This window comes from Aeromonas sp. V90_14 (assembly GCF_029967615.1).
Classification (GTDB): Bacteria; Pseudomonadota; Gammaproteobacteria; order Enterobacterales; family Aeromonadaceae; genus Aeromonas; species Aeromonas hydrophila.
In genome coordinates this window covers 238,445-251,239 of sequence record NZ_JASCAS010000002.1, presented here as the reverse complement: position 1 = coordinate 251,239, position 12,795 = coordinate 238,445, and the positions used below count along the sequence as shown (strand labels likewise).

Here is a 12,795-nt window from a genome sequence, read left to right as displayed (position 1 = left end):
CCGGGGGCGTTATTGCAGCACCAGGCGTCCGTGCAGCGGCTGCACGGGGCGGTTGTTGGGGTGGTGCATCACCGCCTTGAAGGCGTCGATCTGGGCCTGGCTCACCTGCACCGGCTGCTTCATCACCAGCCAGCGCACCCCTTCCGAGCAGGGCGGGGTGGTCAGCGAGCCGCTGAAGCGGTAGTAGTCGCGTTTGGCGGGCAGCAGTTGTTCGGCCGAGAGCGGTTTTTTGAAGGCGTGGCTCTCTCCCGCCTTGGCTGGCAGCACCTGCCAGGCCTGGCTCAGGGCCGCATTGGGTTGGCCCGGCTCGAACATCACCGCCACCACTGCCAGCTCACCCTTGGCGTTGGCATGCACCAGGTGCCCCTCCAGCGGGTAGGATTTGCCCTTGATAAGGTTTTCACTGGGGGCGTGGAAGTGGAACTGCTTGAGCTCAAAGCGCATGCCGTCGAGCTCAAGGCTGCTGCCCGGGGCATAGTCGACCTGCACCGTGTGGCCGTTGTTGGTGACGCTGCGGCCCCCCGCCAGGTAGTGAAACTGCAGCGGGGCCAGCTCGGCCTCGACCAGACCGTCGAGGTTGACCGGCGACTGGTTGCTGCCCGCACACTGGCCAAATTCCGGGGTCAGTCTGGCCCACTGCGCCGGGCCGGCCTCACCGCTGTATTCCCAATGCGGGGTGGCGGCGAAGGCGGCGGGGCAGAGCAACAGGGCAACGGCCAACAGGGACTTTCTCATCATGCATCCTTATCTTGATTGAAAAGCACGGCGATCCGTTTCCTGCATTGACGAGGAAATAACGGAAGGCATCATCTGAATTGCGGGATACAGAAGGTCAGACGGTATTTTTATTATTGGTTGGGTGATCGCCGACGATATTTATGATGTATTCAAGATGAATCTAAATAATGGGCAGTCACGTCTGCATATTGAATAATCGCTTTATTCAATGACAGCAATCTAATTAATTGGCTGTTATCGCAGATGAATTCGCTCATAATTCATTCATCGGAATTCAGCTCTTTTTTGCCGCGCAAGTCCCCGCCACCAGTCCGTCTGCAATATATTAATCCATTGTTTTTAATGTGGTTTTTGTTGGTCTCATTTGATCTTGAACAAATAATGCACAGGCTTTCCCGGGCAGGCTGAGGCTGCTGTTATGCACAGCCACAAGGGAGAGAGAAAAAATGAATAAATATTGTCTGTTGCTGGCGCTGGGCCTGCCAGGGATGGGGTGGGCGAACGAGCCGATCCAGCCGGTGGAAGCGGTCAAGGTGAGCGCACCGGAAAAAGTCGAGCTGGGCAAGATGCTGTTCTTCGAGCCGCGGCTCTCGAAATCCAACGCCATCTCCTGCAACTCCTGCCACAACCTGGCGACCGGCGGGGTAGACAACCAGGTCAGTTCCCTCGGCCACAAGTGGAAGGAGGGGCCGATCAACTCGCCCACCGTGCTCAACTCCAGCCTCAACTTCGTGCAGTTCTGGGATGGGCGCGCCAAGGATCTGCAAGCGCAGGCGGCGGGCCCCATCGAGAATCCGCTGGAGATGGCCTTCACCCACAAGCTGGCGGTGGAGACCCTGCACACCCTGCCCGAGTACCGGGCCCGATTCAGCGCCGTGTACGGCAAGGCGGACTTCGGCATCGACGAGGTGACCGATGCCATCGCCGCCTTCGAGGAGACCCTGGTCACCCCCGATGCGCCGTTCGATCGCTGGCTGAAGGGGGATGCCAAGGCGCTGACCGCGCAGCAGCTGAAGGGCTATCAGCTGTTCAAGGAGAAGGGCTGCACCGCCTGCCACAACGGGGTGGCCATCGGCGGCAACTCCTACCAGAAGATGGGGCTGGTCAAGCCGTTCAAGACCGACAACCCGGCCCAGGGACGCGGTGGGGTGACCGGCGAGAAGCAGTTCATCGGCTGGTTCAAGGTGCCGACCCTGCGCAACATAGAGCTGACCTACCCCTACTTCCACGACGGCTCGGTGTGGGATCTGAAGGAGGCGGTGCAGATCATGGCTGACATCCAGCTCGGCCAGACCCTGAGCGAGCAGGAGGCGGACGACATGACCGCCTACCTCAAGAGCCTGACCGGCGAGCAGCCGCAGATCGTGTTGCCTATTCTGCCGCCCTCCCAACCCGATACTCCCAGGCCTCAGGTCAAGAGCTGAGCGGGATTGATGATTGCAGCGGAGTCACCGGCTCCGCTTTTTCATTCCTATCTATCTGATAAGCCTCTCGAAGTTACTGCACTACACAATGACAAAGGGATGACAATCCCCCAGCTGGCGGCGGCGATTTTACCGATTTGCAGCTCTCTTCACATTTCCGGCACGCTCACAATTTGTTCGATTGCCTTACTCATCCGACCTGGTGTCAAATCACTCCGCCTAATACAAGGAGTGGCATAATAATGAATAATATCAATAAATTAGTTCTGGCTATCGGATTCACTCTCACCACCTTCCCGAGCCTGGCGGCGGGCTTCCAATGCAAGGATCACGTCAAGCTCGGGGTGCCCAGCCAATCCAGTCAACTGCTGTGCCGGGACGGCTATGCCGCCGGTTACAACTACGACACCAAGGTCTCTGACTGGGTCTCTTACCGGATGACGGCCGCCAGCGCCCAGGGCCAGGTGCCGCGCAAGGACGCCTTTGCCGAGGACAAGGAGGTGCCGGTGCAGTTCCGCGCCACCCTGGCCGACTACAAGGGCTCCGGTTATGACCGCGGCCATCAGGCACCGGCGGCGGACATGCGCTCCACCGCCACCACCATGAAGCAGAGCTTCCTGCTGACCAACATGACCCCGCAGCTGCCGGCGCTCAACCAGGGGGCCTGGCGCATCCTGGAGGAGAAGACCCGGCAGTGGGCCATCGCCTATCAGGATGTCTATGTGATCACCGGCCCCATCTTCACCAACTCCGACGCCTCCATCGGCAACGGCGTGACCGTGCCCCACGCCTATTACCGGGTGGTGATGGATGTGGCCAACAAGGAGGCGATCGCCTTCATCCTGCCGCAGCAGAACGTGTCGGCCAGCAAGCTGGCAGACTACATAGTGACGGTGGATGCGGTGGAGGAGCAGACCGGACTCGACTTCTTCGCCGAGCTGCCGGATGAGCAGGAAGAGGCCATGGAGTCTCAGCTGATGGCCATGTGGGGCAACTGAGCCTGGTCATGAGCACCATGAAAACAGGGGCCGCGGCCCCTGTTTTCATTTGCTCAGTTCATCCCCGACCTTCTTGACGGTATCCCGGGTGCCGTGGCCGATCTCCCGGGTCACGTCGCGGGTGGTGTGGCCAATCTCGCGGGTCACGTTGCGGGTGGTGTGCCCCACGGTTCTGCCCGCCTCCTTGATGTCGGCACAGCCGCCGAGCAGGCTGCCCAGGGTCAGGTCGAGGGCCATCAGGGTCATGCAGTCACGCCTCATGCCGTGCTCCTTCTCGTTTCATCATCATCTCCATGCCGATGGCGGCATTATGGCCTCGTGTGCAACGGGCGGGCAACCAGCAGGGTGTGGCCAGGCCCCGGGATCTCGTGCTCGGCCTCCACGTGAAAGTGGGCCTCGCGCAGGCACTGGTACAGCTGTTTGGAGTGGTAGAAGCGGCTGTTGCCGTTGGCCAGACAGGTGAAGTAGAGGGAGGTGGCGTTGAGACTGAAACTGGCGGCTTCAAAGGATTGCCTGTCCCAGAACAGCTCCAGGATGCAGACCCGGGCGTCCGGTTTCATGGCCAGCCGGACCCGGTTCAGGATGGCGACGATCTGCGCGTGGCTGAAGCAGTCCAGAAACTGGCTCATCCACCAGATATCCGCCTCGCCGGGCAGGGGGCCCGCTTGCAGAAGGTCCACCGGGTGGCCATGCACCCGCGCCGCCAGCCCCGCCTCCTCGATGTTGCAGCGGGCCAGCGTCAGCTGCTCGGGCAAGTCCAGGATGGTGACCTGCAGCGCCGGATCCCGCCTGGCGCAGGCGATGGCCCACTTGCCGGTGTTGCCGCCCAGATCGTAGAGGTGGCGCGGCTCGTAGCCGAACACCTTGTCCTGGGCCTGCTGGAAGGCCCAGTCGGAGTAGAAGTGATCGAAGGCGAACCAGCTGCGGCGGGCCGGCTCGGGCAGCTCGCTCAGGTGCGGATAGAGGGTCTGCCAGGGACCGAACTCCTGCAGACCGGCCGGGGTGCCGTCGCGGATGGCGTCGAGCAGGTGGGCGAGGGGCTGATAGCAGACGTGCTGGGTGAAGTCGAGATTGACCCGGCTCATGGCGTCGTGCAGCAGGTATTTGCCGACCCGACCCAGCACATAGTGCTCCTCGCTCAGATAGCAGAGCCCACCGCCGAGCCCCATGTCCAGCAGCACGCCGGCGCCGTACTCGCTGAGTTGACACGCCTGGGCGATGTCGGCCAGCGCGGCCCCCTGCGAGCTGCAGGTCTCGAGATAGGCCAGCACCCCGGTTTCACGCAGGCACCAGCTGGCCTGAAACAACATGGGCCCGAAGGCGATTTTCTGGGCCTCGCTGATGGCTTCCAGCGCGTTGTAGGGGTCCGCCTGATAGTGATTCACGGGGTGGCTCCTGCCTGATCAGCGGCTCTGGGTGCGGGCGAGTTCCGCCTGAATGGCCTGGTTCAGACCCAGTACCCAGCGGTTATAACTGCGGTGGATGCTGCCCTTGCCTTTGTCGTCCAGATTGACGCTGCTCACATAATTAATGGAATAATCGCGAGCGCTATAAGGAATATTGATCACCGCCTGATGCTGGCGCACATTGACCTGGCCTCGAATTAGTCCTGGCTGCTCCTGGCGCATTACCCAGCTCTTGCTGATGCCGGCCGTAATAATGGCATTGGCTACCTGTTCTTCGGTCAGATTGAAGGGCACCGGATTGGCTGCCATATTGCGAATTGGCTGGCTGGTGGAGCAGGCGGCAAGCAGGGCACAGGCCAGCAGCAGGGATATTTTATTAATGAGTTTCATAATATTTTCCTTGAGAAGGATATTCATCAATTTGGGCGTGGCAATGAGACAACACAAATAGTTTATTTTCAATCACCAAGGCGGTTGATAATCTGCGCTGGCTATTATTTTTGATGAATAATGGTATTATCCGCCGGTATTAAGCCGATGACGCCATTCAATGTCGTGGAGCAGGCACTGCCCGCCGGGTGAGTGCCTTTTATCGTCTTCGCGTCCACCCATCGATGTAAGGACAGGTTGCCCGAAACATGCTCTCTTTCTCGCTGCTGGATAGTCAGGCCCTGTCACCCGGTCTGGCCGATGAGGCTGCCTGGCAGGCGTGGGCGCAGCAGGGCCGCTGGCCGGTCGACCCGCCGTTTCCCGCCACCCCCTTGCTGCCGATGATGATGGCGCGCCGCCTGAGTCAGGGCGCCCGGCTGGCGGTGCAGGTGGGGCTGAGCCTGCTGGCCCGCCACCAGATAGACAGTGCCGTCTTCGTCAGCCGCCACGGCGAGCTCGCCCGCTCCATGACCCTGCTGCAGGCGCTGGCGGACGGGCAGGCGTTGTCGCCCACCGATTTCTCCATGTCGGTGCACAACACCGCCGCCGGACTCTGCTCCATCCAGGGCAAGGCCGCCATCCCCATGACCTCGCTGGCCGCGGGGGAGAACAGCCTGATGGCGGGCCTGACCGAAGCGGTCTGCGCCCTGCAGGCCGGCGCCCGTCGGGTGTTGCTGGTGGCTTTCGAGGGGCCGGTGCCCGAGTTTCACCGCCCCTGGCTGGCGGAGGAGGCGCCGCCCCACGCGCTGGGGCTGGTGCTGACGGCAGGCGAAGAGTGGCACTGTGCGGGGGCGCGTGGCACAGTCGAGTCGGCTGCCCGCCCGCTGCCGCAGAGTCTGGCCTGCTGGCGTGCCCTGCTGCGAGGCGAGCCGACCCTGCTCCTCGCTGACGACCGTCAGGAGTGGAGATGGCTGCGTTGCTGAACCGGGGCTGGCGACTGATCGGCACGGCTCTGGGCTTCACCCTGTTCGGGGTGGGGGGCTTGCTGCTCTCCCTGTTCTGGTTTCCGCTGCTGGCGCTCTGTCTGCGCGGCGAGCGGCGTCGTACCCTGGCCCAGCTCACCATTCGCCACAGCTTTCGGCTGTTTCTCGGCGTGCTACGCGGCTGGGGAGTGCTCGACTACAGCGTGAGCGGCATGCCCGCCCACTTGCGCGGAGCCCTGGTGGTGGCCAATCACCCCAGCCTGCTCGATTATGTCATGCTGGCGGCGGAGATGCCGGTGTGCGACTGCATCGTCAAGCAGTCCCTCTGGCGCAACCCCTTCATCGGCGGCGTGGTGCGGGCGGCCGACTACCTGCCCAACGTGGCAGGGGAGGATCTGCTGGCCCTGTGCCAGGGGCGGATCCGGGCCGGCGGCCTGCTGCTGGTGTTCCCGGAGGGAACCCGCACCACCCCGGGCGAGCCCATCAAGCTGCAGCGCGGCGCCGCCCAGCTGGCGGTGCGCAGCCAGGTGCCGTTGCAACTGGTGCGGATCCACTGCAGCACCCGATTTCTCACCAAGCAGGACAAATGGTTCAAGATCCCGGAAAATAAGCCGATTTTCACCATAGAATTCCTGCAGCAAGTGGCGGCGGACGAGGTGGTCGCCACCGGCCAGAGCAGTGCGCTGGCCGCCCGCCAGTTGACCCGGTTTCTCACCCAGGCCCTGCAACCGGGGCCCCAATGACAGCATGTGGAACAGTTATGCAAGACCTGCATCTAGAGATAAAACAACTCATCATCGACAGCCTCAACCTCGAGGGGCTCACCCCTGACGACATCGATAGTCAGGCACCGCTGTTCGGTGACGGCCTGGGGCTGGACTCCATCGATGCGCTGGAGCTGGGCCTTGCCATCAAGGGCCGCTACGGCATCGTGCTCTCCGCCGAGGATGAAAACACCCGTCGTCATTTTGCCTCCGTCGCGGCGCTGGTCGCCCTGGTGCAGGCCCAGTCGAAAGGGGAGGCCTGAGCCATGACCCGTGACGACATCTTTGCCCAGATCAAGGCTGCCCTCGTCGAGCTGTTCGAGGTCGACGAAGAGGCCATCACCCCCGAGGCCCGTCTCTATCAGGATCTCGAGCTCGACAGCATCGACGCCATCGATCTGGTGGTGCACCTGCAGAAGCTGACCGGCAAGAAGATCAAGCCGGAAGAGTTCAAGTCGGTGCGCAGCGTCAACGACGTGGTGGATGCGGTCGAGCGTCTGCTGGCCGACGCCTGATGCCGGTGCACGCCCTGCCATGATGCGCTGGCTCTCCTGGCTGGCCGGTGGTGCCCTGCTGCTCTACCCGCTGGCGGTCTACTGGGGGCTGACCCACGCCGGTCAGACCCCGCTGCTGCTCGGCCTGCTGCTCATCTTCTCGCTGCGACTCTTGCCTGGCCTGCTCAAGGGGCGGGTCCGGCTCGGCCCCTTGCCGGAGTGGCTCTGGCTGGGCCGCCTGCTGGCGTGCATTGGGCTGGGGCTGACCCTGCTGTCGGCCCTGTTCAGCGCCCGGCACTGGCTGCTCTACTACCCGCTGGCGGTGAGCCTGGCGCTGCTCTGCCTGTTCGGCTGGAGCCTGACCCGCCCCATGAGCCTGGTGGAGCGACTGGCCCGCCTGCAGGATCCCGCTTTGCCACCGGCAGCCATCGGTTATACCCGGCGGGTGACCCAGGTCTGGTGCGGTTTCTTCGTCATCAACGGCGCGCTGGCGGCCTTCACCATCTGGCACGGGGATCTGGCGCTCTGGAGCCTCTACAACGGCCTCATCAGCTACGCCCTGATGGGCGGCCTGATGGGCGCTGAGTATCTGGTGCGCCGCCGCCTGCTCAAGAGGCTGGCCCCATGACCCTGCTGCAAACTATCTGGCAGCGGGACGGCGAGCGCGTGGTGGCGTTCGGCCCGGATGGCGAGGTCACCCTGGCCGAGCTGCGCCTTGGCAGCCTGCAGCTGGCGCGGGCCATGGCCCGTCTGGCCGGCCCAGATCGGCCGGGCATGCGCTGGGCGCTCTGTTTCGATGACAGCCTGCTGTTTGCCCAGGCGTTGCTCGCCTGCGCCCTCGGCGGGCACCGGGCCATCCTGCCGGGTCATCAGCGGCTGACCGGTCTGCAGGCGCTGCAGAGCCAGTTCGACGGCCTGCTCACCGACGGCGAGCTGCCGGGGGCGGCGCTCACGGCGGCGCAGCTCAGGCTGCCGCTGCTGGCGGTGGATGAGGAGCGGGAGGCAGACGGCGCAACCCTGCCGCCCGAGCGCCTCAGTCTCACCCTGTTCAGCTCCGGCTCCACCGGCGAGCCCAAGGCGATCCCCAAGGCCTGGCCCCAGCTGGAGGCGGAGTTGCGGGTGCAGATGGCGTTGTGGGGCGAGCGGCTGGCCGATACCCGGGTGCTGGCCAGCGTCAGTCACCAGCACATCTACGGCCTGCTGTTTCGCATTCTGTTGCCGCTTGGCCTCGGCCGCCCCTTTGATCGCCGCAGCATCGACTACCCGGAGCAGCTGGCGCTGCAAACGGCCCCCTGGTGCCTGATCGCCTCGCCAGCGTTTCTGAGCCGGCTCGACCCGGCCATTGCTGCCGCCGGCTGCCGGCTGATCGTCTCCTCCGGCGGCCCCCTGCAACCGGGCGATGCCCAGCAGGCCAGACAGCTGTTCGGTCAGCTGCCGGTAGAGATCTTCGGCAGCAGCGAGACCGGCGGCATCGGCTGGCGCCAGCGCCACCAGGTACAGACCCCCTGGACGACGCTGCCCGGGGTCGAGGTGCGGGTCGGCCCGGAGCAGGGTCTGCTGCTGCGCTCCCCCTTCCTGCCGACGGCGGAGTGGCTGGCCTGCGCCGATCGCATCGCCTTGCACGAGGGCGGTTTCGAGCTGCTGGGCCGCCAGGATCGGGTGGTCAAGCTGGAAGAAAAGCGCATCTCCCTCGACGAGGTGGAGGCGCGCCTGCAGGCGCTGGAGGAGGTGGAAGCGGCCGCCGTGCTGCCGCTACAGCAGGGCCAGCGCCAGATCCTCGGCGCCGTGCTGGTGCTGAGCGAATTGGGCGCCGCCCGCTGGGCTGAGCTCGGGCCCGGACGTTTCCTGCTGGCCCTGCGCCAGCAGTTGCGTCCCTGGCTTGAGCCGGTCGCCCTGCCGCGCAGCGTGCGCCGGGTCGAACAGATGCCCGTCAACGCCCAGGGCAAGCGCCCCTGGCCACAACTCAAGGAGCTGTTCGATGAGCCTCTCGGTTGACTCTCTGCCAGCGAACACCTTGCCCACCGTGCTGGCCTGCGAGACGCTGGCCGACGGGGTGCGCCTGCAACTGCGACTCGATCCCGATTTGCCCTGGTTTGCAGGCCATTTCCCCGGTGCACCCCTGCTGCCCGGGGTGACCCAGATCCACTGGGTGATGCACTATGCCGCCAGCCTGCTCAAGCTGGCGCAGCCATTTCACGGGGTGGATCAGCTCAAGTTCCAGCGCCCCCTGCGTCCCGGGGCCGAGTGCAGCCTGCGCCTGCAGTGGCAGGCGGACAAGGGCCAGCTTCTCTTTCATTATCTGCTCGGCGATGAGCCGGCGAGCAGCGGCCGGGTGCGGCTGGCCCCATGACACCCTGCATCCTGATCCCCTGTTACAACCATGCCGGCCCACTGGCCGCCGTGCTGGCACGGCTGGCCGAATACGGGCTGCCCTGCCTGCTGATCGACGATGGCAGCGAGCCGGTCGCCGCCGCCGAGCTGGCTGCGCTGGCTGCGCGTTACCCCTGGGTCACCCTGCTGCGCCACCCCCACAACCAGGGCAAGGGCGGCGCCGTGATGACGGGGCTGCGCCGCGCCCATGCACTCGGCTTCAGCCACGCCCTGCAGGTGGATGCCGACGGCCAGCACGATCTGGCTGACATTCCGGCCCTGCTGGCCGAGGCGGACAAGCACCCGGCGGCGCTGGTCTCCGGCCGCCCGCTCTACGATGATTCCGTGCCAAGGGGGCGCCTCTACGGCCGCTACATCACCCATGTCTGGGTCTGGATCGAGACGCTGTCGTTCGCCATCAAGGACAGCATGTGCGGCTTTCGGGTCTATCCGCTGGCGGCCACCTGCGCACTGCTTGAACGGGTGGCGCTCGGCCGGCGGATGGATTTCGACACCGAGGTGATGGTGCGCCTCTACTGGGCCGGGGTGGCGGTGCGTTTCGTACCGACCCGGGTCATCTATCCCGCCGATGGCAGCTCCCACTTCCAGCTCTGGCGCGACAACCGCGACATCTCCTGGATGCACACCCGGCTGGTGTGCCGCCTGCTGTGGGATCAGCTGCTGCGCCTCTGCCACTGGCCCCGCCGCCTCGGCGCCCGGGCGGCGCAGCTGTGGCGCGAGCGGCGCACCCACTGGTCGCGCACCCCGGAGCGGGGATCCCTGCTCGGCATGCAGATCATGCTGACCAGCTATCGCCTGCTGGGGCGGCGCGGCTTCTCCCTGCTGCTTTACCCGGTCATCGGCTACTTCTGGCTGACCGGTCGGGCCCAGCGCCAGGCATCCCAAGCCTATCTGACCCGCCTCGAGTCCTTCGCCGATGCGAGCGGTGTGGCGCTGCCCCCTGAGCCGAGATCGAGCTTTCGCCACTTCCTGCGCTTTGGCGAGGCGGCGCTCGACAAGCTGGCAGGCTGGCGCGGCGACATCACCGAGCAAGAGGTGGAACTGGTGGGGGCGGAGCACTACCAGGCGGCCATCAACAGCGGTCAGGGGGTGTTGCTGCTGGGTTCCCACCTCGGCGATCTGGAGCTGTGCCGCGCCCTTGGCAGCCGCAAGCAGGGACTGCGCATCAATGCGCTGGTGTTCACCCGCCACGCGGCCCGCTTCAACGCCCTGCTCAAGCAGATCAACCCGGATTCGCACCTCAATCTCATCCAGGTGCAGGAGCTGGGGGCTGATACCGCCATCCTGCTCAAGGAGAAGCTGGAGCTAGGGGAGTGGGTGGTGATCGTCGGCGATCGCACCTCGGTGACCCGGGAGAAGCGGGTGATCTGGGCCGACTTTCTCGGCGCGCCGGCGCCCTTTCCGCTCGGGCCCTTCGTGCTCAGCAGCGTGCTGGGCTGCCCGGTCTACCTGATGTTCGGCCTCAAGGAGCAGGGGCGCTTTCGGGTACATTTCGAGCCCTTTGCCGATGGCCAACCCCTGCCACGGCAGGGGCGCCAACAGATTCTTGCGTCCCGGGTGCAGGCCTATGCCGATCGCCTGCAGCATCACTGCCTGCAGGCCCCGCTGGACTGGTTCAACTTTTTTGATTTCTGGCAGCTGACCGATGAACAAGAGTGAGATGAGACGGGTCACCTTTGGCGCGAAGCCGCTGACCATAGAGGACGTGGTGGCGCTGGCCGAAGGGCGCGCCACCCCCGCACTGAATCCGGATCCGGCTTTCATGGCCCGCATCCAGCGGGGCGCCGACTTTCTCGACCGGCTGCTGGCCGAAGAGGGGGTCATCTACGGGGTGACCACCGGCTACGGCGACTCGGTGACCCGGCCGGTGCCGACCGAGCTGGTGGCCGAGCTGCCGCTGCACCTGACCCGCTTTCACGGCTGCGGGCTGGGGGCGGATCTCGAACTGGATGCCGCCCGCGCCGTGCTGGCGACCCGGCTCTGCTCGCTGGCGCAGGGGGTCTCCGGGGTCAGCCCGGCCTTGCTCGAGCGGCTCTGCTGGCTGCTGGAGCAGGATCTGGTGCCGCGCATTCCCGAAGAGGGGTCGGTGGGCGCCAGCGGCGATCTCACCCCGCTCTCCTACGTCGCCGCCGTGCTGGTGGGGGAGCGTGAGCTCCATCATGATGGTGTGCTGCGCCCCGCCGCCGAGGTCTATCGGGAGCTGGGGGTCGCCCCCCTGACCCTGCGGCCGAAAGAGGGGCTGGCGCTGATGAACGGCACCTCGGTGATGACGGCGCTGGCTTGCCTCGCCTACGCCCGTACCGATTACCTGATGCGGCTGGCGACCCGGATCACCGCCCTGGTGAGCGTCGCCATGGGGGGCAACGCCTTCCACTTCGACGAGCGACTCTTTGCCGCCAAGCCGCACCCCGGCATGCAGGGCATCGCGGCCTGGCTGAGGGAGGACCTGGTGGCCGGCGAGCTGCCGCGCCACAGCGACCGGCTGCAGGACAGATACTCGTTGCGCTGCGCCCCCCACGTCATCGGGGTGGTGGCCGACAGCCTGCCCTGGTGGCGCCAGCTCATCGAAAACGAGCTCAACAGCGCCAACGACAACCCGCTGATCGACGGCGAGGAGGAGCACGTGATGCACGGCGGCCACTTCTACGGCGGCCACATCGCCATGGCGATGGACAGCATGAAGGCGGCCGTCGCCAACCTGGCCGACCTGCTGGATCGCCAGCTGGCCCAGCTGGTGGACAGCAAGTTCAACGGCGGTCTGCCGAGCAACCTCTCCGGCGCGCCAGAGGGGCGGCAGATGATCAACCACGGCTTCAAGGCGGTGCAGATCGGCGTCTCGGCCTGGACTGCGGAGGCGCTCAAGCAGACCATGCCCGCCAGCGTCTTCTCCCGCTCCACCGAGTGCCACAACCAGGACAAGGTGAGCATGGGCACCATAGCGGCGCGCGATGCGCTGCGGGTGCTGACCCTGACCGAACAGGTGGCGGCCGCCTGCCTGCTGGCGGCGGTGCAGGGTGTGGAGCTGCGCCTGGCCCGGCCGACCCCCTTCACCCGCCCGCTTGGCACGGCGCTGGCCGCCATGGTCGCACAGGTGCGGGCCGAGTTTGCCCCGCTGCTGGAAGATCGGGGGCTCGAGCCCGAGCTGAGGGCGCTGATCGCCCGCATTCGCCAGCGCCACTATCCCCTCTATGGGCCGAACCGGAACTGAGACAAGGTCACTATTGATGA

General features: G+C 65.3%; 15 protein-coding genes. 11 read left to right on the top strand and 4 right to left on the bottom strand.

All coding sequences use genetic code 11. From position 1 onward, the window contains the following. Positions 1-9: 9 nt before the first annotated feature. Positions 10-735 carry a carbonic anhydrase gene (locus QLG02_RS03505; RefSeq protein WP_282464515.1) on the bottom strand — a complete coding sequence of 242 codons (726 nt, stop codon included), beginning with the start codon at positions 733-735 and terminating at the stop codon, positions 10-12. A gap of 449 nt (positions 736-1,184) precedes the next feature. On the opposite strand from QLG02_RS03505, the gene QLG02_RS03500 reads away from it, so the two are divergent. Continuing rightward, positions 1,185-2,162, top strand: a complete 978-nt coding sequence (locus QLG02_RS03500) for a cytochrome-c peroxidase (RefSeq protein ID WP_282464514.1) — start codon at positions 1,185-1,187, stop codon at positions 2,160-2,162. A 242-nt stretch (positions 2,163-2,404) separates the two neighbouring features. Continuing rightward, the gene (locus tag QLG02_RS03495) at positions 2,405-3,160 is read left to right on the top strand and encodes a DNA/RNA non-specific endonuclease (RefSeq protein WP_011707167.1); all 756 of its coding nucleotides are present in this window, start codon (positions 2,405-2,407) and stop codon (positions 3,158-3,160) included. 45 nt (positions 3,161-3,205) lie between these two features. Here the strand turns inward: QLG02_RS03495 and QLG02_RS03490 are convergent, their stop codons facing one another. The 3 genes from QLG02_RS03490 to QLG02_RS03480 are packed head-to-tail and all read right to left on the bottom strand — an operon-like array spanning position 3,206 to position 5,028. Continuing rightward, positions 3,206-3,421 (bottom strand): hypothetical protein, encoded by a 216-nt coding sequence (locus tag QLG02_RS03490; protein WP_282464513.1) that lies wholly within the window; start codon positions 3,419-3,421, stop codon positions 3,206-3,208. Between the two features lie 47 nt (positions 3,422-3,468). Then, the gene (locus tag QLG02_RS03485) at positions 3,469-4,545 is read right to left on the bottom strand and encodes a methyltransferase (RefSeq protein ID WP_282464512.1); all 1,077 of its coding nucleotides are present in this window, start codon (positions 4,543-4,545) and stop codon (positions 3,469-3,471) included. A gap of 18 nt (positions 4,546-4,563) precedes the next feature. Beyond that, entirely contained in the window at positions 4,564-5,028 is a 465-nt protein-coding gene (locus QLG02_RS03480; protein ID WP_202001683.1) for a hypothetical protein, read from the bottom strand. Between the two features lie 176 nt (positions 5,029-5,204). On the opposite strand from QLG02_RS03480, the gene QLG02_RS03475 reads away from it, so the two are divergent. From QLG02_RS03475 to QLG02_RS03435, 9 genes are read left to right on the top strand one after another with little or no spacing between them, the layout of a single operon-like run. Continuing rightward, positions 5,205-5,918 carry a beta-ketoacyl synthase chain length factor gene (locus QLG02_RS03475; protein ID WP_270827188.1) on the top strand — a complete coding sequence of 238 codons (714 nt, stop codon included), beginning with the start codon at positions 5,205-5,207 and terminating at the stop codon, positions 5,916-5,918. Further along, positions 5,903-6,661: a lysophospholipid acyltransferase family protein gene (locus QLG02_RS03470; RefSeq protein WP_257689053.1), complete on the top strand. Its 759-nt coding sequence runs from the start codon at positions 5,903-5,905 to the stop codon at positions 6,659-6,661. The genes QLG02_RS03475 and QLG02_RS03470 overlap by 16 nt, the downstream gene beginning before the upstream one ends. 17 nt (positions 6,662-6,678) lie before the next feature. After that, complete coding sequence (locus QLG02_RS03465; RefSeq protein ID WP_005297932.1) at positions 6,679-6,945, top strand: phosphopantetheine-binding protein; 267 nt, start codon at positions 6,679-6,681, stop codon at positions 6,943-6,945. 3 nt (positions 6,946-6,948) lie between these two features. Then, on the top strand, positions 6,949-7,197 hold the full coding sequence (locus QLG02_RS03460) for an acyl carrier protein (RefSeq protein WP_011707160.1): 249 nt from the start codon (positions 6,949-6,951) through the stop codon (positions 7,195-7,197). A 19-nt stretch (positions 7,198-7,216) separates the two neighbouring features. Further along, positions 7,217-7,804, top strand: a complete 588-nt coding sequence (locus QLG02_RS03455) for a hypothetical protein (protein WP_016351791.1) — start codon at positions 7,217-7,219, stop codon at positions 7,802-7,804. Continuing rightward, on the top strand, positions 7,801-9,171 hold the full coding sequence (locus QLG02_RS03450) for an AMP-binding protein (RefSeq protein WP_282464511.1): 1,371 nt from the start codon (positions 7,801-7,803) through the stop codon (positions 9,169-9,171). Before QLG02_RS03455 ends, QLG02_RS03450 begins: the two co-directional genes overlap by 4 nt. Then, the gene (locus QLG02_RS03445; protein WP_282464510.1) at positions 9,155-9,526 is read left to right on the top strand and encodes a hydroxymyristoyl-ACP dehydratase; all 372 of its coding nucleotides are present in this window, start codon (positions 9,155-9,157) and stop codon (positions 9,524-9,526) included. Before QLG02_RS03450 ends, QLG02_RS03445 begins: the two co-directional genes overlap by 17 nt. Further along, positions 9,523-11,226 (top strand): glycosyltransferase family 2 protein, encoded by a 1,704-nt coding sequence (locus tag QLG02_RS03440; protein ID WP_282464509.1) that lies wholly within the window; start codon positions 9,523-9,525, stop codon positions 11,224-11,226. Before QLG02_RS03445 ends, QLG02_RS03440 begins: the two co-directional genes overlap by 4 nt. Beyond that, on the top strand, positions 11,213-12,775 hold the full coding sequence (locus QLG02_RS03435; RefSeq protein ID WP_282464508.1) for an aromatic amino acid ammonia-lyase: 1,563 nt from the start codon (positions 11,213-11,215) through the stop codon (positions 12,773-12,775). Before QLG02_RS03440 ends, QLG02_RS03435 begins: the two co-directional genes overlap by 14 nt. The last annotated feature ends 20 nt before the right edge of the window (positions 12,776-12,795 follow it).